This is a genomic window from Streptomyces meridianus (assembly GCF_023703325.1).
Lineage (GTDB): Bacteria > Actinomycetota > Actinomycetes > Streptomycetales > Streptomycetaceae > Streptomyces > Streptomyces meridianus.
On the sequence record NZ_JAMQGM010000012.1, the window covers coordinates 49,411 to 68,782 of the forward strand.

A 19,372-nucleotide genomic window follows, 5' to 3' on the forward strand; every position below is an offset into this window, starting at 1 on the left:
CACCGATACGTCGGACCGGTCTCAGCCGTCGGACTTCTGGACCACCGCCGCGTCCGCACCGGGCAGGGGGGTGTCGCCCTGCTTCTGGTCCGGGGCGTTCTCCGGGTGATGGCAGGCCACCTGGTGCCCCGTCTTCAGCTCCAGCATCGGCGGCGCCTGGGTCTTGCAGACCTCGGTCGCCTTCCAGCACCGGGTGTGGAAGCGGCAGCCCGAGGGCGGCGAGATCGGCGAGGGCACGTCGCCCTTGAGCAGGATCCGGTCCCGCTCGGCACGCCGTTTGGGATCCGGCACCGGCACTGCCGACATCAGGGCCTTGGTGTACGGGTGCATCGGAGCCCGGTACAGCGACTCCCGGTCCGCGAGCTCGACGATCTTGCCCAGGTACATGACCGCGATCCGGTCGGAGACGTGCCGGATGACCGACAGGTCGTGGGCGATGATCACGTACGTGAGACCCAGCTCGTCCTGGAGGTCGTCGAGGAGGTTGACCACCTGGGCCTGGATCGACACGTCCAGGGCCGACACCGGCTCGTCCGCCACCACCAGCTTCGGGTTGAGCGCCAGGGCCCGGGCGATACCGATGCGCTGCCGCTGGCCGCCGGAGAACTCGTGCGGATAGCGGTTGTAGTGCTCGGGGTTGAGTCCGACGACCTCGAGGAGCCGCTGGACCTCCTTCTTCACCCCGCCCTCGGGGCGGACCCCCTGGAGCTTGAACGGGGCACTGACGATGGCGCCGACCGTGTGCCGCGGGTTGAGCGAGGAATAGGGGTCCTGGAAGATCATCTGGACATCGCGGCGCAACGGGCGCATCCCGCCGGTGCCCAGGTGGGTGATGTCCTGACCCTCGAACTCGACGCGTCCGTCCGTGGGTTCCAGAAGCCGGGTGATCAGCCGCCCCATGGTCGACTTGCCGCAGCCGGACTCGCCCACGACACCGAGGGTCTCGCCCGCCCGCACGTCGAAGTCGATTCCGTCGACCGCCCGCACCGCCCCGGTCTGCCGCTTGAGCAGCCCCTTGGTGATGGGGAAGTGCTTCGTCAGACCGGTCACCCGGAGCAGGGACTCACCGGGCGCCGGCGACGGAGAGGTTCCGGCGCTCCCGGTCGCAGGCCCGGCCGTGCCGGGCTGTTCGGGGGTCGTCATCGTCTCGTCCTCGCTCACAGCTTCGGCGCAATCTCTTCGGTCCAGATCCGCTCCCGGTCCTCCGGCGACATGTGGCACGCCGAGAAGTGGTTGCCGTCGACCTCGCGCAGCTCGGGACGCTCGGTGCGGGTGATGCCGCCCTTGGGCACGTCCGCGTAGGGGCAACGCGGGTTGAAGGCGCAGCCGCTCGGGATGTTGATGAGGCTGGGCGGCGAGCCCTTGACCGGGATGAGGCGTTCGGTCTGCTCGCGGTCGATGCGCGGCATCGAACCGAGCAGCCCCCAGGTGTAGGGATGCTGCGGCTCGTAGAACACCTTCTCGGCGGAACCGCGCTCGACACAGCGCCCGCCGTACATGACGAGGATGTCGTCGGCCAGCTCGGCGACGACGCCCAGGTCGTGGGTGATGACGATGACCGCGGAGCCGAACTCCTTCTGCAGGTCACGGATGAGGTCGAGGATCTGTGCCTGGACGGTCACGTCCAGGGCGGTCGTCGGCTCGTCCGCGATCAGCAGCTCGGGGTTGTTCACCAGAGCCATCGCGATCATCGCCCGCTGGCGCATGCCGCCGGAGAACTCGTGCGGGTAGCTGTCCACCCGCTGGTCGGGTTGCGGGATCCCGACCCGGTCGAGCATCTCGACGGCCCGCTTGCGCGCGACCTTCTTGTCCACGTTGTGGTGGATCCGGTAGGCCTCGACGATCTGGTGGCCGATCGTGAAATAGGGGTGCAGCGCCGAGAGCGGATCCTGGAAGATCATCGACGTCTGACGGCCGCGCAGCTTGCGGACCTCGTCGGGCGCGGCGGACAGCAGCTCCTTGCCTTCCAGCCAGATCTCACCGGAGAGCTGCGTCTTCTGACGCCCGTACTGGCCGACCCGGTGAAGGCCCATGATGCCGAGCGAGGTCACGGACTTGCCGGAACCCGATTCGCCGACGATGCCGAGCGTCTTCCCCTTCTCCAGCGAGAAGGAGAGCCCGTCGACGGCCTTGACGAGACCGTCCTCGGTGGGGAAATGGACCTTGAGGTCCCGCACTTCGAGGAATGCCCTGGGCGGCGCGGCGGTACCGCCGCCGGCCACGGGTTCTCCGAGCGCTCCGGTGGTGACCGTCGGGGTGCCGGGGGCGTCCCCGGGAACGGATGCTGTGGTCATGCGAGCCTCACTCGGGGGTCGATCACGCCGTAGAGCACGTCCACGAGAAGGTTCGCGATGACGACGGCGCTGGCGGTGATCAGCGTGACGCCGAGGATCAGCGGCAGGTCGCGCTCGCCGATCGCCTTGAGCACCGCCTGGCCGAGGCCGGGCAGGCTGAAGGTGGTCTCCGTCAGGATCGCGCCGCCGATCAGGGCGCCCAGGTCGACTCCGAGCAGGGTGATGATCGGTGTCATGGTGGAGCGCATGGCGTGCTTGCGGATGACGACACCCTCCCGCAGCCCCTTGGCCCGGGCGGTGCGGATGTAGTCCTCGCCCATGACCTCGAGCATGGTCGCCCGGGTCAGGCGCGCGTACATCGCACCGAAGAGAAGGGCCAGGGTCACCCAGGGGAGGATCATGCCGCTGAACCAGGCGGAGAAATTCTCCTCGATCGGCGTGAACTGGTGGGCCACCAGGCCCAGTCCGTAGGAGAAGACCGCCAGGGAGATCAGACCGGTGAAGTAGATCGGCAGTGAGACGCCGCCGAGCGCGAGGATCATCGCGCCGCGGTCCCAGATCGACCCCCGCTTGAGGGCGGAGACCACGCCGGCCGTGAGACCGATCAGCAGCCAGATGATCACTGCGCCGGCCGCGAGGCCGAGTGTCACCGGAAGACGGTCGGCCAGGATGGGCCAGATGGCCTGCTCGGTCTTGAAGGAGTACCCGAAGCAAGGTGCCGAGCAGTGGTAGGTGTCTCCCCCGCCGGTGTAGTCCCGGCCGACGAGGATGCCTTTGAAGAACTCGAACAGCTGGACCAGGATCGGATCCGCGAGCCCGAGCTTCTCCCGGACGCCCTCGAGCGCGGCGGCATCGGTCTGCTTGCCGACGTACATGGTGGCCGGGTCCACACCGGTCCACTTGGGTATCAGAAAGAAGATGCTGAAGACCGCCAGCATGATGACGACCAGCATGACTGCGGCGGCAAACAGCCGCCTGATGATGTAAGTGAGCACTGCTCTCGGGCCCCCGGTGGCCCGGTGGACCCCCCAGTGGAATCGGGGGGTCACCGGGCCACCGTCGCGGCCTTCACCTGCCCTTCGTGCCTAGCGGCGGGTGCGCCGGCGAATCGATTACTTGACGCCCAGCGAGGCGAAGTCGTACTGGCCGCTGTACGTGTAGGTCGAGTAGACGTTGGTCAGCCGGCTGGAACGCCAGGTGACGATCTTCTCGAAGACGAAGGGCAGGTAGTACGCGCCCTCCATCACCTTCTTGTTGATGTCGGAGGCGATCTGCTCCCGCTTGCTGTCGTCCAGCTCCTTGACGAAGTCGTCGAACTTCGCGTCGATCGACTTGTCGTCGATCATGGCGAAGTTGTTGTTGCCGTTCGGCAGGATGAAGCTGCTGTCCCACAGCGGCATGCCGAAGCCCTGGACGGTCGGGAAGTCCGGGCCCCAACCCATGATGATGATGCCGTAGTTCTTCTTCTTGACGACATCCGGGTTGCCGATGATGCCCGAGGTCTGCGCACCGTCGTACTGGTCGATCTCGACCTGGATGCCGATCTTCTTCAGCGACGCCTGGAGCGATTCGGCGGTGGCCACCTCGACGCTCTTGTTGTTGCGGACGGCGATCGTGGTCTTGAAGCCGTCCGGCTTGCCGCAGGCCTTGAGCTCTTCCTTGGCCTTGCTGACGTTGGCGGCGCCGTCGTTCTTGCGCGTGCCGTACGGGTCGTAGTTCGGGTCGGAACCGGGAACCACCGGCGGCAGCATGTTGGTGCCGATGTCACCACCGGCCATCGGGCCGCCGCGGGCGGTCTGCAGCGACTTGTGGTCGGCGCCGTAGATCACGGCCTTGCGGCAGTGGATGTTGTCGAAGGGCTTCACCGTCTGCGGGAAGGCCGCGTAGCGGATGTACCCCATGACCGGGTTGTCGACGTTGCCCTTGTGCTGCTTGAGGGCCTTCGTGCGACCGGCCGGCGACAGGCCGGTCTGGTTCAGGTCGGCGTCGTAGTCACCGGCGAGGAGGCGGTTGTCCATCTCGTCCGCGTTGGTGATCAGCGTGACGTTGATCTTGTCCGGAAGGGCCTTGCGGATCGGGTCCGAGGACTTCTTCCACTCCGGGTTGCGGACGAGCTTGATGCCCTTGTTCGGCGTGTAGGACTCGAACTTGTACGGGCCGTTGGAGAACGGCTTCAGGCCGTACTTCGACTTGGTGTCCTTGTCCTGGCGCACCGGGGACGCGAACGGCATCGCGAGGATTTCCTCGAAGTCGCTGTTCGGCTTCGGGAGCTTGAAGACGATGGTCTTCTCGTCCGGCGTCTCGATGGCCTTCAGGCCCAGCTTGTCCTTGGACTTGTCCTTGTACGGGCCCTTGTACTTGCCGTCGGGGTCCAGGATGTCCTTGATGTAGACCGGACCACCGGAGAGCACGTCCTGCGCCCACTGGCGCTCGATGCCGTACTTGATGTCCTGCGAGGTGACGGGCTTGCCGTCCTCCCAGGTGATGTCGTCCTTGAGCTTGTACGTGTACGTCTTGCCGCCGTCCGTGACCTTGGCCAGGTCCTGCGCGAGGTCGGGCTTCAGCTCCAGGCCCTTCTCGGCCGGGGCGGCGGCCGAGGTGACGAGCTGACGCGTGTAGAACCGCATGAAGTTCCACGCGAAGCCGTAGTAGCCGCGGGTCGGGTCCCAGGAGTCGGCGTCCTGGGTTCCGATGAACTTGAGGGTGCCGCCCTTCTTCGTGGAGGCGTTGGCGACCTTCTCGATGCCGGCGTTGAAGCCCGCGGCCTCGCCGCCGCCACCGCTGCCGTCGGTGCCGCCGCCGCCACACGCCGCGGTGGACACCAGGGTCGCGACCACGATGGCCGATATGGCGGCCAGTCTGCGCCTCGGGGTGCGTTGAGTTGTCACGATCTCGGATCCTCCGTGTTCGTCGCGGCCCGCACGGCTGCGCCGGGCCGGGTCCTGCAGGGGGGTGGTCATCGGGAGCCCTTCGGGTCAAGTGCGTCGCGCACACCGTCGCCGAAGAGGTTGAAGGAGAGGACGGTGATGAAGATGGCCAGACCCGGGATGATCATGAACATCGGGTCGGAGTCGTAGTAACTCACCGCAGTGGAGAGCATGTTTCCCCAGGAAGCCGTCGGAGGCTTCACGCCGACTCCGAGGAAGCCTAGGGCGGCCTCGGTGAGGATGTTGGTGGGGATCATGAGCGTCGCGTAGACGGTGATGGGCGCGATGAGGTTGGGCAGCAGCTCCTTGAAGAGGATGTAACGCCGCCCGGCGCCCAGGCTGCGGGCCGCCTCCACGTACTCCCGCTCGCGCAGCGACAGCGTCTGCCCGCGGACGATGCGGCCGACGTAGGGCCAGCCGAAGAACCCGATCACCATGATCATGACGAGCAGACGAACGCCTGTGCCGTGCAGACCGATCAGCTGGTTCGGCATCACCGAGATCAGCGAGATGATGAACAGCAGCTGGGGGAAGGCGAGGAGCATGTCCATCACCCGGCTGATCACCGCGTCGAGCCATCCGCCGAAGTAGCCCGCCAGGATGCCCAGCACGGTGCCGATGACGACCGCGACCACGGCGGAGAGGAAACCGACCAGCAGCGAGATCCGGGCGCCGTAGACGATCCGGCTGAAGATGTCGCGGCCGTTGCCCGGCTCCACACCGAAAAGGTGCTCGGAGCTGATGCCGCCCCAGGCGCCCTTCGGAGTCTGGAAGAGAGGGTCGATCAGATCCTCGTTGCGCACGTCCGGGTCGTGCCCGAGGACGCTGGTGATGAACGGAGCGAACACCGCGACCAGGACGAGAACGATCACCATCACGCCGCCGGCGAGCGCCAGCTTGTCGCGCTTCAGGCGGTTCCAGGCGATGCGGCCGAGCGAACGGCCCTCGACATCCTTCTTGGTGACGTCAGCGGCAGCAACGGCATCCCCGGATTCGACCGGGACCGTGTCGTGCATGGGTGCCGTCATCGTGGTGGAGACCCCTCTCGGCCGGGCGGGTTGGCCGGCCAGTGCCTGCCGCGGACAGCGGCTCGTTCACATCGGTCGTACGCAGGACCGATGGCCCTTGCGGCGCGAGTCTTCATGCCGTCCGCGAGCGCTCGCCAGACCTCCCAGGGAAAGGATGCGCAACTGTGATGTGACCAGAGGTCTTCCGTTATCCGGACAGCCGGTGCGACTGCCCGGACGAAGAAGGCGCCGACCGGACCCTGCGGTCCGGTCGGCGCCCGTCACTCGAAAAGGCAGGTCGGGGCAACCGCGTGGCTACCAGCGACCCGGCTGCGCGGCGCCCGGGAACGTCTGGGGCGGCGGATAGCCGTAGCCGGGGGCCGTGGCCTGCTGGGCGCCGCCCCCGTAGGCGTCCCGGTCGAAGAAGGGACGGGCCTGGGCCCGCATCCACAGGGCGACCGGGTCGTACTCGTCGGACATCGCGACGGTCGACACCGGCAGGCCCTCGGGAACAGCCGTGACCGACTGCTGCATCATCACCCGCACCGCCTCCACGCTCTGCGGCCCGGTGTCGTAGAGGTCCAGCCCGATCGCGAGGTAGGGGGCTCCCAGGGCCGGCTGCACCCAGGCGCGGCGCAGCGACCGGACGGCGGGAGTGCGGTGGGCGTTCTGCGTCAGCAGCGCCCAGAACTGCGGTACGTCGACGGCCGGTTCGACGATGCGCAGCGGTCCGGCGGGCGAGCGTTCCAGTCCGGTGGCCACGCGCCGCAGATCGGCCCACGGAATGCCGACGCCGCCGCCGGGGGCGTGCGGGTCGAGCCACAGGCCCCAGCGGTCGGGGAAGAGTGTCTGCGCGATCTCCACGCCGCCGACGTTCTCGTGTCCCCGGGTCCAGCCGCAGGCCGAGAGCTCCTGGGGGGAGGTGACGCACGGCGCGTATCCGAGACCGCCGACCTCGATGTTCCCGTACTGGGCGTCGGGCGAGCCGGCCTCGCCCTGCCAGAGCAGCATCAGCACCCGGTCCTCGGTGAGCGCCCGCAACAGCGTCTCGTAGGCGTCGTACCGCCCGGGCGTCACTTCTCGCAGCAGCTGCCCGACCCGTCCGCTGCCGCCTCCCGCGCTCACTGGCTCCCGCCCCTTCTGTAGCTCCGCTCCCGGCCCCGGCGCACCGGTGGGGCGACCCGTGCGCCCCGTACCGCCATCCAACCAGGTTACGGGCGGCATCCGACAGATCCCCGTGCGCGGGCTGTGCCGTTCACCGCCCGGCGGTGTGGAACGGCCGCAGCTTCCCCAGCATCCAGTCGCCGACCGGATCGTGGGCCGCGACGTCGAGGAACACGAGCTGCACCGGCCACCGGACGCCGGCCCGGCCGAGCGCACGGCCCAGTGCGTCGAGGACCGCGGTCCGGTCCTCCGGTTCGGTGCGGGCGAGTTCGACTCCGACGAACAGGGCCGGCTCGTCCCCCTCGACACTGGCGAGACAGCGCCGGGCGCCGATCACGAGGCCGGTGCCGGCGAACTCCTCCGCCGCGGCGGTGAGGAAGTCGACCGGATCGTCCTGCCAGTCGGGCTCGAAGAGCCGGACGCGGCCGCCGGACGCCGGCCCGTCCAGCTCGCTGCGGCCGGTCCGGCACAGTTCGGCCACGGCCTCCGGCGGCAGCGGCAGGCCGACCGTCCCCTCCGGGTTGACCGCGATACCGAGCTGGGGCGGCAGGCCGCGGGCGAACTCGCGGGCCGGAGCGACCGTGAACGACATGTGGGAGCCGGCGATCCGGAGGAACTGGTCCTCGGAGCTGAACACCGGGACGCAGGCCATGCCGCCGACGTCCGTGGTGGGCAGGTCGAGATCGCGGCTGTCCGGTCCGCCGCCGTTGGGCAGCGGCACCCACACGTGGCTGCGGCCGAGTACCTCGATCAGCCGGGGGCCGGCGCCGGGGACACCGACCGAGGCGGCGAGCGCCTCCTCGAGTTCGTTGCAGGGGAACCCCGATTCCGCCGGTCCGTGAGCAACCCCGGCCGCCGGCACCGACGCGTCGGGCGGGAAGCCGGTGGCGTGCCCGGGGACCTGACCCGCACACCCGCCCGGGAGGCCCTCCGGGCCGGATACGTGCTCGTGCTGCTCGGGAATGCTCATCTCGCCCCACCACCGTCTCGTACGACCTGCACCGGCACCCTAGGGCGTGTTGTGAAAGTAGCGTCGTCCGCCCCTGGGGCGGGGCTTTCACAACACGCCCTAACGGCCGCTGCGCGCGGGCAGGTCAGCGTGTTCCGCCGAAGCCGATGGCGTGCAGCGCGTCGGCCGACCGGCGGTCCAGGAGCACCACGGACGCGCATCCCCGCGGCGGACTGCCGCGCTCCGCACCGGAGATCAGACGGCTCACCGACCGCACATGCCGGCCGAAGGCGTACCGGGAGACCCGGCGGCCGCGGGCCGCCTGCCCGGCGAGCGCGTCCTGGGCCGGCACGTCCAGCAGGAGCAGATGCAGGGAACGGCCCGAGCGGCGGGTCAGCCGCGCCAGCCGTCGGCGTACCCAGGAAAGGCTGCCGCAGTCGTGGACGACGACGCTCCCCCCGGATCGCAGCGCGCGCCACAGGGCGGTGTAGTGGGCCGTCCGGACCAGCGGCCGGTACAGGCCGTACGGCAGGCGGGACAGCTTGCGGGCCCAGCGTTCACGGGCGTCCTGGGAGTCGAGCCGGTGGACGGGGCCCGCGGAGCCGGCGCCGTCGACCGCGCGCTTGATCAGTGTGCTCTTGCCGCTGCCCGGAAGCCCGGACACGATCACGACGGCGTGCTCCGGGAATCGCAGCTCGCCGGGCGGCGGGACGGTATGTCCGGCGGCGGGACGGTCGGCGGCGGCGACGTCTCCGTCCGCGGCGGCCGGGCGGCGCGTCCGCAGGTCCAGGACGGGCGGACCGGCGGAATCGGGCACGGCGAGCACGGGACCGCGTGCGGTTCGCGGGGCCCCGGGCTGCCGGGGCACGAGGCGGTCCGCGGTGCCGTCCGCGGTCCCGGGCGTCGCGCACCCACCATGTCCGTGCACCGTGATCGCCCTCCGCGTCCGGTCCTGTGCCTGTACGGGCAGCGTGTCAAGGATCGGCAATGCCGTACAACCTGGATACCTCATCGCAGGCCCGGTCGAACCAGCATTCCGCTCCTGCTGTGCATCGGGGGCCGTCGTGCAATGATGTGCGCGCCAACTCCATACCGGCCGTACGAACCCGCGCGGGAGAGTCCCCGTCCCCGGCAGCCGCCGGTCGGCACGGGGCGCCGAAGGAGCAAGTCCTCCCTTGAATCTCTCAGGCCCCGATACCGCGCGGGCTAGGCAGATCTGAAAAGCGGGCCGCCCCGGGCGGTCCCACCCAAGGTGCAAACCATCGCCCCGGTGCGGGTTGTGGCGAACCTCTCAGGTTCCGATGACAGATGGGGAGGCTGTGATTCACCGACAGCGTCCTGTCCCCCATGTCTCGGAGCCTGAACATGACTGACGCCCCCCGTCGTACCGCCCTGGACGCCCTGCACCGCGGCCTCGGCGCGACCATGACCGACTTCGCCGGCTGGGACATGCCGCTGCGCTACGCCAGCGAGCGCGAGGAGCATGTGGCCGTGCGCACCCGGGCCGGCCTCTTCGACCTGTCCCACATGGGTGAGATCACGGTGACCGGCGCTCAGGCGGGCGGCCTGCTCGACCACGCGCTCGTCGGGAACCTCGGCGCCCTGGCCGTGGGCCGGGCGCGGTACACGATGATCTGCGAGGAATCCGGCGGCATCCTCGACGACCTGATCGTCTACCGGCTCGGCGAGTCGGAGTACATGGTCGTTGCGAACGCCTCGAACGCGCTGGTCGTGCTGGACGCGCTGACCGAGCGCGCCGCGGGGTTCGACGCCGAGGTGCGCGACGACCGGGACGCGTACGCGCTGCTGGCCGTCCAGGGCCCGGCGTCCTCCGCCATCCTGAAGAGCGTGACCGATGCCGATCTGGACGCTCTGAAGTACTACGCGGGGCTGCCCGGCACGGTGGCCGGGGTGTCCGCGCTGATCGCCCGCACCGGGTACACCGGGGAGGACGGCTTCGAGCTGTTCGTGGCCCCGGCGGACGCGGAGAAGCTGTGGCAGGCGCTGACCGACGCGGGCCGGGACGCCGGGCTCGTCCCCTGCGGTCTGTCCTGCCGCGACACCCTCCGGCTGGAGGCGGGGATGCCGCTGTACGGGCACGAGCTCTCCACCTCCCTCACTCCCTTCGACGCGGGCCTCGGACGGGTCGTGAAGTTCGAGAAGCCGGGCAACGAGGGCCGGTTCGTCGGCCGCGAGGCGCTCGAGGCGGCCGCAGCGCGCGCCGAGCAGGCCCCGCCGCGCAAGCTGGTCGGGCTGGTCGCCGAGGGTCGCCGGGTGCCGCGGGCCGGTTTCTCCGTCGTCTCCGCCGACGGCACCGTCATCGGCGAGGTCACCTCGGGCGCGCCGTCGCCGACGCTGGGCAAGCCGATCGCCATGGCCTACGTCGACGCGGCGTACGCGGAACCCGGCACGGCCGGGGTCGCGGTGGACATCCGGGGCAGCCGCGAGCCTTACGAGGTCGTGGCCCTGCCGTTCTACAAGCGGGAGCGCTGACCGCCCGGCTGTCCCTGCGGGCAGCGGCCGTCCCACCTGTCAAGACCATGTGTACGAGCACCCCCTCGCATCCAGGAGAATTCAGGTCATGAGCAACCCCCAGCAGCTGCGCTACAGCAAGGAGCACGAGTGGCTCACCGCCCCGGAGGCGGGCGTGTCCACCGTGGGTATCACCTCCCACGCCGCTGACGCCCTCGGCGACGTGGTCTTCGTCCAGCTCCCGGAGGTGGGCGACACGGTCACCGCGGGCGAGACCTGCGGCGAGCTGGAGTCGACCAAGTCGGTCAGCGACCTGTACGCGCCGGTGTCCGGTGAGATCACGGAGATCAACCAGGACGTCGTGGACGACCCGTCGCTGGTGAACTCCGCCCCCTTCGAGGGCGGCTGGCTGTTCAAGGTCAAGGCGACCGACGAGCCGGCGGACCTGCTGTCCGCCGACGAGTACACCGCCTTCACCGGTAACTGACCCTCGCCACCACGACGGGAAGACCCGATGTCACTTCTCAACTCCTCCCTTCACGAGTTCGACCCGGACGTCGCCGCCGCCGTCGACGCCGAGCTCGAACGCCAGCAGACCACGCTCGAGATGATCGCGTCCGAGAACTTCGCGCCGGTCTCGGTCCTCGAGGCGCAGGGCTCGGTGCTGACGAACAAGTACGCCGAGGGCTACCCGGGCCGCCGCTACTACGGCGGCTGCGAGCACGTCGACGTCGTCGAGCAGCTCGCCATCGACCGGATCAAGGCGCTCTTCGGCGCCGAGCACGCGAACGTCCAGCCGCACTCCGGCGCGCAGGCGAACGCGGCGGCGATGTTCGCCCTGCTCTCCCCCGGGGACACCATCCTGGGTCTGAACCTCGCCCACGGCGGGCACCTGACCCACGGCATGAAGATCAACTTCTCCGGCAAGCTCTACAACGTGGCGGCCTACCACGTCGACGAGAAGACCAGCCGGGTCGACATGGACGAGGTCGAGCGCCTCGCCAAGGAGCACCGGCCGAAGCTCATCGTCGCCGGCTGGTCCGCCTACCCGCGTCAGCTCGACTTCGCGGCCTTCCGGCGGATCGCCGACGAGGTCGGCGCCTACCTGATGGTGGACATGGCGCACTTCGCGGGCCTGGTGGCCGCGGGTCTGCACCCCAATCCGGTGCCGCACGCCCACGTCGTCACCACCACCACCCACAAGACGCTGGGCGGTCCGCGCGGTGGCGTGATCCTCACCACTGCGGACCTGGCCAAGAAGATCAACTCTGCGGTCTTCCCCGGTCAGCAGGGCGGCCCGCTGGAGCACGTGATCGCCGCAAAGGCCGTGGCCTTCAAGATGGCCGCCACGGACCAGTTCAAGGAGCGCCAGCAGCGCACCCTCGAGGGCGCCAGGATCCTCGCCGAGCGCCTGACCCGGTCGGACGCCACCGAGGCGGGGATCTCGGTGCTGTCCGGAGGCACCGAGGTCCATCTGGTGCTGGTCGACCTGCGCAACTCCGAGCTGGACGGGCAGCAGGCGGAGGACCGGCTCCACGAGGTCGGCATCACGGTCAACCGCAACGCCATCCCGAACGACCCGCGGCCCCCGATGGTCACCTCGGGTCTGCGGATCGGTACGCCGGCCCTGGCCACGCGCGGTTTCCAGGCCGGCGATTTCCGCGAGGTCGCGGACGTCATCGCCGAGGCGCTCAAGCCGTCCTACGACGCCGAGGCGCTCAAGGCGCGGGTGACCGCCCTGGCGGAGAAGCACCCGCTGTACCCGGACCTGAAGAAGTGAGCGGGCGCAGCACGTAGTCAGAAGGCGATCGCGGGGTATCCGCGCAACGGACGCACCCGGTCCGGCCGGGCCGCCCCGCGATCGCCTCCGCCGGCGAGGGCCGGGCCGGTGGCCTGCCGTCGCGCACCGCGGCGCCGGCACCACCCGCACCACCCGCACCACCCGCACCACCCGCACCACCCGCACCACCCGCACCACCCGCGAGCAGACAAGGAAGTCCGCCCCGATGGCCATCTCCGTGTTCGACCTGTTCTCCATTGGCATCGGGCCGTCGAGTTCGCACACCGTCGGCCCGATGCGCGCCGCCCGGATGTTCACCGGCCGCCTCAAGAAGGACGGGCTGCTGGCGCAGACCGCGTCCGTGCGCGCCGAACTCTTCGGTTCCCTGGGTGCCACCGGCCACGGCCACGGCACGCCGAAGGCCGTGCTCCTCGGCCTCGAGGGCCACTCGCCGCGCACCGTCGACGTGGTCCACGCCGACGCCGTCGTCGAGCGCATCCGGCAGGAGAAGCGGCTGCGGCTGCTCGAGACCGAGATAGGGGCCGACCACGAGATCGACTTCGACGCGTCGTCGCAGCTGGTCCTGCACCGGCGGCGCTCACTGCCGTACCACGCCAACGGGATGACCCTCTTCGCCTACGACGCGGACGGCCTGCCGCTGCTGGAGAAGACGTACTACTCGGTCGGCGGCGGTTTCGTCGTGGACGAGGACGCGGTGGGCGAGGACCGGATCAAGCTCGACGACACGGTCCTGAAGCACCCGTTCCGTACCGGCGACGAACTGCTGCGGCTCTCCCGCGAGACGGGTCTGTCGATCTCCTCGCTGATGCTGGAGAACGAGAAGGCCTGGCGCACCGAGGACGAGATCCGCGCCGGGCTGCTGGAGATCTGGCACGTCATGCAGGACTGCGTGGCACAGGGGCTGGCCCTGGAGGGCATTCTGCCCGGCGGTCTGAAGGTGCGCCGGCGGGCTGCGAACTCGGCCCGCCAGCTGCGGGCGGCCGGTGACTCACCGGTGCACGCCATGGAGTGGGTGACCCTCTACGCCATGGCCGTGAACGAGGAGAACGCGGCCGGCGGCCGGGTCGTCACCGCGCCCACCAACGGCGCGGCGGGCATCATCCCGGCGGTGCTGCACTACTACATGAACTTCGTGCCCGGCGCCGACGAGGAGGGCGTCGTCCGCTTCCTGCTGGCGGCGGGCGCGATCGGCATGCTCTTCAAGGAGAACGCCTCCATCTCGGGTGCCGAGGTGGGCTGCCAGGGCGAGGTCGGATCGGCCTGCTCGATGGCGGCCGGCGGCCTCGCCGAGGTCATGGGCGGCAGCACCGAACAGGTGGAGAACGCGGCCGAGATCGGCATGGAGCACAACCTCGGCCTGACCTGCGACCCGGTCGGCGGTCTGGTGCAGATCCCGTGCATCGAGCGCAACGGCATGGCAGCGGTCAAGGCCGTCACCGCGGCGCGGATGGCGCTGCGCGGCGACGGGCGCCACCACGTCTCGCTGGACAAGGTGATCAAAACCATGCGGGACACCGGCGCCGACATGAAGGTCAAGTACAAGGAGACGGCCCGCGGCGGGCTCGCGGTCAACGTCATCGAGTGCTGATGACCGACCCGTCCCCCTTGCTCCGCCCCTTCCGCAGGACCGAGGGGGGAACGCGGTGCGAACCCGCGCCAGGGACCGCGGCCGGGCGGGACCCGACATCCGAAAGTCGGGCACCGGGCAGCGTGAGGCGCCGATCATCGGGCAGAAACACAGGCACGGGTACGACGAGAGCCAACGGGGTGACTGTGCGTGACAACTTCCGGCACGGAGGACGGGTCGTCCGACGACCTGGGCTCGGAGGTCACGGCCCACCCGGACAGCGTCGCCCACGCCCGGAGTCTGCTCCAGGACTTCCTGGCGGCGCAGCCCCGGCCCGTCGGTGAACAAGCAGCGATCGACCTCCTGCTGATCGTGTCCGAACTGGTGACGAACGCGATCCGGCACGGGGGCGGAGTGACCTCCCTCCGGCTCGCCGCCCGTCCCGGCCTGATCGACGTGGAGGTCGGCGACCACAGCGACGAGATGCCGGTCATGCGCGACCCTGCCCGCGGCTGGGGGCCCGGCGGCTACGGCTGGCCCCTGGTGTGCCGGCTCGCCACGGAAGTGGACCTCACGCCCGCCGCCGGGGGCGGTAAGTCCATTCGCGCCACCCTCGCCCACTGACCTGCGGCTCTCATGGCAAGCTGTGGCCCCATGAGACCGGACGCCACCGTCGTGACGCACACCGCCGCGGACACGCATGCCGTCATCGCGATCGCCGGCGAGGTGGACTGCGATGCCGCACCCGCCGTCGAGACGGCCGTCGCGGAGGCCCACCGCAGCGGCGTACGACGGCTCGTCCTCGATCTGGCACGTACGACGTTCGCCGACTCTTCCTTCCTGCACATCGTGCTGACCGCCCGGCAGCACCACGAACTGCTCGTCGCCGGCCCGCTGCACCCCGCGGTTCAGCGCCTCTTCGACGTGACGGGCACCACACCGCATCTGCGCATCACGGACGGTCTCGACGAGGCCCTGGGCGGCTGAGAGCGCATCGGTCCTCCCGCGCGGGAAGCGGTCGGTCCGGACGAGGATTGCATCTCGACCGCACCTCGTGGACAGTTGCCTGAGAGCAACGGACATCGCACGCGCCCACGACCGGGCCGGCGGGCCGCCACCCGGTGAGGAGATCTTTGAAGACCCGCAAGGTGCCCGGGCGACCACTGCCCGACGTGACGCTCGAAGCGTCACCGCACCCAGTGGTCGTCCTCGACGAGGCCGGGCGGGTCCGCAGCTCCAACACCGCCGCCACCCTCGTGTTCCCCGCCCTCGAGACGGGCGCTCCGCTCGCCGACGGGGTGCCCGCGTGGCTGGCGGAGGCCCACGCACGCGGGGAGGGGACCGCGCACGGCGCGGTCGGCGACCGCACGTTCCGGGCCAGCCGCTCCGCACCGGCTCCCGGCGGCGCCGCATGGTGGTTCACCGACACGACCGAGCAGAGCGCCGCAGAAGAGGCGCTGCGCCGCGAACGCGGACGGACGGCGTTCCTCGTGGAGGCCTCGAACCAGTTGCTGTCCTCGCTGAACGCACGCCGGTGCATGGACACCACGGCGCAGTTGGCAGCGGGTCATCTCGCCGACGCGGCCGTTGTCCTCGGGCCCTCCGGCCGCCGCCGGATCCACGTCACCCGGGCGGTCCGGGGCGGCCCGGCCACCAGGGAACTGCTCGCCGTCGACCCGGCCGAGGTGCCGGGGCTCGCGGACGCGCTCGCCGGCTTCCCTGCCGTGCCCTCCCGCTGGATCGACGCCTCCACCGTGCCGGGCTGGCTGGTACCGGACGGCTTCGGTCCCGTCGGATCCCTCATGATCACCTCACTGCCGGGCAACGGTGCGCCCCCCGGGGCCCTGGTCCTGCTGCGCCGGGAGGGTGCCGGCCCCTTCAGCGAGGGCGAGGAGGGCTTCGCCCGGGTGTTCGCCGCCCGGGCCGGCGCCGCGATCTGCGCCGCCCAGCTGTACGCCGAGCAGTCCGCCGTGGCAGACCTGCTGACGGAGGATCTGCTGCCGCCCGTACTCGAGCGGATCGACGGCATCGAACTCGCCGGCGGGTACCGGCCGTCGCGGGACGACCACCGGATCGGCGGGGACTTCTACGACCTCTACCCGGCGGGGGTGCCGGGCGGCGAGACCATGGTGGTCCTTGGCGATGTGTGCGGCAAGGGGCTGGAAGCCGCGGTGCTGACCGGCCGCATCCGCACCACCCTCCAGGCGCTGCGGCTGGTCGAACCCGACCACGAACGACTGCTCGAACTGCTCAACGGCGCCCTGCTCAGTTCCCGGCACACGCGCTACGCCACCCTGGTGCTGGCCTCCGTACGCCGGACCGGAGAGGTACTGAGGCTGCGGCTGACGAGCGGCGGCCACCCCGCTCCGCTGATCGTGCGGGCCGACGGCGGTGTCGAGACCGCCGACACCAGCGGCAGCCTGATCGGGGCGCTGCCCGAGGTCCAGGCGACGACGTACTCGACCGAACTCCGGCCCGGCGAGACGTGCCTGCTGTTCTCCGACGGCATCACGGAGGCCAGGGGTGGACCGTTCGGCCGGGACATGTTCGGCGAGGAACGGCTGTCCGAGGCACTGAGCCACTGCGCGGGCATGCCTGCGGAAGCCGTGGTCGAGCACGTCCGGATGCTCGCCTCCGACTGGCTGGGCACCGGACGGCACGACGACATGGCGCTGCTCGCAATCACCGCGCCCCGCCGCCCGCGACCCGGCCCCGCCGGCGGACAAGGACACGGGAGGTCCACGGCATGACGGACACGTCGGTTTCCCGGTCGGCTCCCTGGAGCGACCGGCTGTGGAGTTCGGTGCTGGACGGCGACGAGCGGGCGGCGGTCGACAGCGTGCTGGACGCGCTCGACGCGGGACTCGAACCGCAGTCCGTCCTGCTGGACGTCATCGCGGCCACCCAGCGGCGAGTGGGCGAGGAGTGGGCGGCGGACCGTCTGACCGTGGCCCAGGAGCACGCCGCCACCGCCATCAACGAGCGTGCGGTCGCGGCGCTCTCCGCACATCCGGCCTGCCGACCGGGGCCCGGTTCCCGCGGACGCATCACCGTGGCCTGTGTCGACGGCGAGTGGCACGCTCTGCCGGCCAGGTTGCTGGCCGAGGTCCTGCGGCTGGACGGCTGGCGCGTGGACTTCCTCGGGGCCCAGGTGCCCAGTGCGCACCTCGTGACGCATCTGCACCGCACGGGTCCGGACGCGGTCGCGCTCTCCGGCTCGCTGCCGACCCGGCTGCCCACGGCGCACGCGGCCGTCATCGCCTGCCAGTCGGCGTCCGTCCCGGTCCTCGCCGGGGGCGCGGCGTTCGGCACGGACGGCCGCTATGCGAAGCGCCTGCGGGCCGACGCCTGGGCGCCGGACGCACGGGCGGCCGTGAACCTGCTGGCCGCGGCACTGCCGAAGCCCGGGCCCGCCCACCAGGCGGTCGACGCACTGCCCCATCTGAGCGATCACGAGTACACCATGATCGCCTCGGCGCGGTCGAAGCTCGTCCAGGACACCATGGCCGGCATGGCCGACCGCTTCCCGCCGATGCGCGAGTACACCGAACTCCAGCGCCGGCACACCGCCGAGGACATCGCCCACATCGTCGACCACCTTGCGTGCGCGCTCTACGTCGACGACGACCGGCTGTTCACCGACTTCCTGGCCTGGACCGCGGGGATCCTGACCTCGCGCCGGGTGCCGGCGCACTCCCTCGTCCTCGCGCTCGAGACCATCGGCCTCCAGTTGCACGACTTCCCCCGGGCCTGCGGGTTCGTACGCACCGCCCGTGAGTCTGTCGCCCGCACCGTTTCGTCCCCGTCTTCGTGACCGTCCCGCCGGAAGTTCGAGATGACGTTTCCTCAGCCCAAGGGTGGCGCCGGCCCGTTCACCGCCGGCCCGGTCGCACGGCAGCCCGACATGCTGCGGCTGCGGCTCGGCGGCGATCTGGACTGCGACACGGTCCACGAGCTGCACGAGGTCCTGGACGAACTGCTGGACGGCAGCGCGGGCCGCAAGCACGTGGTCCTCGACTGCTCGGGGCTGGAGATCTGCGACTCCACGGGGCTCTCCGCGCTACTGATGGTCCGCCGCCGCGTCCACGACACGGGAGCGCAGTTGCATCTGACCGGCAGGCCCCCGATGCTGCGCCGGTTGCTGGCCGTGACCGGGACGGAAGAGCACTTCGGCTGTCCGGCGGGCCCCGCCGCCCCGGCGGGGGACGTTGCCCTGCCCGGCGGCACGGGCTGAACGGGGCCGCCCCGTCCGCCGGCGGCCCCCGCCGGGCTGCGCTGTCGGTGCCTGCTTCTAGGCTCGTCCCATGAGCTACGCAGAGGTTCGCGAACTCCAGTCGGCACTGCACACGGCCTCCGACATCGTCTTCGGCCTTCAGGCCACGCCGACGGATGAGGAGTCGGAGCAGATACTCGACGCGCTGCGCCGGGCACTGAACCTGGCGCATTCCCTGGCGGGCGTGCACGGCGGGACGGGCTGTGCGGAGCACCCCCGGGGCGCGATCGACCCGCTGTACGGGGACGCCGAGGACCCGTTGCCGCCGGGATACGGCAAGTGCCTGCTGTGCAACGACCGCAGGCGGCGGGCGGGCACCCAGCGGCACGCACGGGTGTGAGGGCCCGGTTGCGTGCGGCGCCGGACACCGACCGCAACCGGGAGCCCGGGGTCACCGGTTCTGGGCCGCCCAGAACTCGTCGAACGACATCAGGCCGTCCTTGTCGGTGTCGACGGCATTGATCACGGCCTGGGCCACGGGCTCGGTGACGTTGAAGTCCCCGAGCTCCGCCATGACCCGCTTGTACTCGGCCGCCGAGATCATCCCGTCCTTGTTCAGGTCGTACCGCTCGAAGGCCTTCCGCGCCGACTCGATGTCCGCCACTGCTCCACCCCTTCGGTGTTGTCCGTCCGATCGGTTCAGACTAGCGCTCACGGCGGAACCCTTCCCCGGCCCCGGGCCCTGACGCAGATCCCGGCACGGCAGCAATTGACATCCTCCCCCTCGTGAACGAGGGGGATTCCTCACTTCGCAGTGAGGGTTTCCTGCTTCGCAGCAAGTTGCCCCGTCCGGGAGGACTCCCGTTGAGGTCTTACACCCGCTCCACAGGCTGTAACCGCCAGTCCGGCGGCCAGAATGTTGCGCGCAGCGTTGACGTCGCGGTCATGTGTGGTGCCGCAGTCGCACGTCCACACGCG

The 19,372-nt window shown here is 70.4% G+C and carries 20 protein-coding genes and 1 riboswitch; of the genes, 10 read left to right on the forward strand and 10 right to left on the reverse strand.

Annotated features, from left to right (window positions below; genetic code table 11):
* Positions 1-21 precede the first annotated feature (21 nt).
* From M1E25_RS05195 to M1E25_RS05230, 8 genes are all read right to left on the reverse strand, one after another.
* The gene (locus M1E25_RS05195) at positions 22-1,143 is read right to left on the reverse strand and encodes an ABC transporter ATP-binding protein (RefSeq protein WP_285830398.1); all 1,122 of its coding nucleotides are present in this window, start codon (positions 1,141-1,143) and stop codon (positions 22-24) included.
* 14 nt (positions 1,144-1,157) lie between these two features.
* Entirely contained in the window at positions 1,158-2,294 is a 1,137-nt protein-coding gene (locus M1E25_RS05200; protein ID WP_251410300.1) for an ABC transporter ATP-binding protein, read from the reverse strand.
* Positions 2,291-3,289 (reverse strand): ABC transporter permease, encoded by a 999-nt coding sequence (locus M1E25_RS05205; protein WP_251410344.1) that lies wholly within the window; start codon positions 3,287-3,289, stop codon positions 2,291-2,293. Before M1E25_RS05205 ends, M1E25_RS05200 begins: the two co-directional genes overlap by 4 nt.
* 117 nt (positions 3,290-3,406) lie before the next feature.
* Entirely contained in the window at positions 3,407-5,182 is a 1,776-nt protein-coding gene (locus tag M1E25_RS05210; protein WP_251410347.1) for an ABC transporter substrate-binding protein, read from the reverse strand.
* Between the two features lie 68 nt (positions 5,183-5,250).
* Complete coding sequence (locus M1E25_RS05215) at positions 5,251-6,249, reverse strand: ABC transporter permease (protein ID WP_251410303.1); 999 nt, start codon at positions 6,247-6,249, stop codon at positions 5,251-5,253.
* Positions 6,250-6,543: 294 nt separating this feature from the next.
* Positions 6,544-7,353, reverse strand: a complete 810-nt coding sequence (locus M1E25_RS05220) for an enhanced serine sensitivity protein SseB C-terminal domain-containing protein (RefSeq protein WP_251410305.1) — start codon at positions 7,351-7,353, stop codon at positions 6,544-6,546.
* Between the two features lie 130 nt (positions 7,354-7,483).
* A complete protein-coding gene (locus tag M1E25_RS05225; protein WP_251410308.1) occupies positions 7,484-8,362 on the reverse strand; it encodes an enhanced serine sensitivity protein SseB in 879 nt (292 codons plus the stop codon).
* A gap of 124 nt (positions 8,363-8,486) precedes the next feature.
* Positions 8,487-9,269 (reverse strand): AAA family ATPase, encoded by a 783-nt coding sequence (locus tag M1E25_RS05230; protein WP_251410350.1) that lies wholly within the window; start codon positions 9,267-9,269, stop codon positions 8,487-8,489.
* A 173-nt stretch (positions 9,270-9,442) separates the two neighbouring features.
* Positions 9,443-9,551: riboswitch (glycine riboswitch) on the forward strand.
* A gap of 155 nt (positions 9,552-9,706) precedes the next feature.
* Here M1E25_RS05230 and gcvT point away from each other — a divergent pair.
* The 10 genes from gcvT to M1E25_RS05280 all read left to right on the forward strand — a co-directional run bounded on the left by gcvT (position 9,707) and on the right by M1E25_RS05280 (position 18,794).
* A complete protein-coding gene (gene gcvT / locus M1E25_RS05235) occupies positions 9,707-10,834 on the forward strand; it encodes a glycine cleavage system aminomethyltransferase GcvT (protein WP_251410310.1) in 1,128 nt (375 codons plus the stop codon).
* Positions 10,835-10,922: 88 nt separating this feature from the next.
* Positions 10,923-11,300: a glycine cleavage system protein GcvH gene (gcvH, locus tag M1E25_RS05240; protein ID WP_251410313.1), complete on the forward strand. Its 378-nt coding sequence runs from the start codon at positions 10,923-10,925 to the stop codon at positions 11,298-11,300.
* A gap of 27 nt (positions 11,301-11,327) precedes the next feature.
* A complete protein-coding gene (gene glyA, locus M1E25_RS05245) occupies positions 11,328-12,593 on the forward strand; it encodes a serine hydroxymethyltransferase (protein ID WP_251410316.1) in 1,266 nt (421 codons plus the stop codon).
* A 226-nt stretch (positions 12,594-12,819) separates the two neighbouring features.
* Positions 12,820-14,202, forward strand: coding sequence for an L-serine ammonia-lyase (locus M1E25_RS05250; protein ID WP_251410319.1), 1,383 nt, complete (start codon positions 12,820-12,822; stop codon positions 14,200-14,202).
* A 189-nt stretch (positions 14,203-14,391) separates the two neighbouring features.
* The gene (locus tag M1E25_RS05255; protein ID WP_251410322.1) at positions 14,392-14,805 is read left to right on the forward strand and encodes an ATP-binding protein; all 414 of its coding nucleotides are present in this window, start codon (positions 14,392-14,394) and stop codon (positions 14,803-14,805) included.
* A gap of 30 nt (positions 14,806-14,835) precedes the next feature.
* Complete coding sequence (locus M1E25_RS05260; RefSeq protein ID WP_251410325.1) at positions 14,836-15,168, forward strand: STAS domain-containing protein; 333 nt, start codon at positions 14,836-14,838, stop codon at positions 15,166-15,168.
* A 146-nt stretch (positions 15,169-15,314) separates the two neighbouring features.
* Entirely contained in the window at positions 15,315-16,931 is a 1,617-nt protein-coding gene (locus M1E25_RS05265; RefSeq protein ID WP_251410328.1) for a PP2C family protein-serine/threonine phosphatase, read from the forward strand.
* Entirely contained in the window at positions 16,928-17,995 is a 1,068-nt protein-coding gene (locus M1E25_RS05270; protein ID WP_251410331.1) for a cobalamin B12-binding domain-containing protein, read from the forward strand. Before M1E25_RS05265 ends, M1E25_RS05270 begins: the two co-directional genes overlap by 4 nt.
* A gap of 21 nt (positions 17,996-18,016) precedes the next feature.
* On the forward strand, positions 18,017-18,415 hold the full coding sequence (locus M1E25_RS05275) for an STAS domain-containing protein (protein ID WP_251410334.1): 399 nt from the start codon (positions 18,017-18,019) through the stop codon (positions 18,413-18,415).
* 70 nt (positions 18,416-18,485) lie between these two features.
* Positions 18,486-18,794 carry a hypothetical protein gene (locus M1E25_RS05280; protein WP_251410336.1) on the forward strand — a complete coding sequence of 103 codons (309 nt, stop codon included), beginning with the start codon at positions 18,486-18,488 and terminating at the stop codon, positions 18,792-18,794.
* Positions 18,795-18,845: 51 nt separating this feature from the next.
* On the opposite strand, the gene M1E25_RS05285 is transcribed toward M1E25_RS05280, so the two are convergent.
* Positions 18,846-19,058: an EF-hand domain-containing protein gene (locus M1E25_RS05285; protein ID WP_251410339.1), complete on the reverse strand. Its 213-nt coding sequence runs from the start codon at positions 19,056-19,058 to the stop codon at positions 18,846-18,848.
* Positions 19,059-19,198: 140 nt separating this feature from the next.
* The coding region (locus M1E25_RS05290; protein WP_251410352.1) for a zinc ribbon domain-containing protein at positions 19,199-19,372 on the reverse strand (174 nt) is incomplete at its 5' end.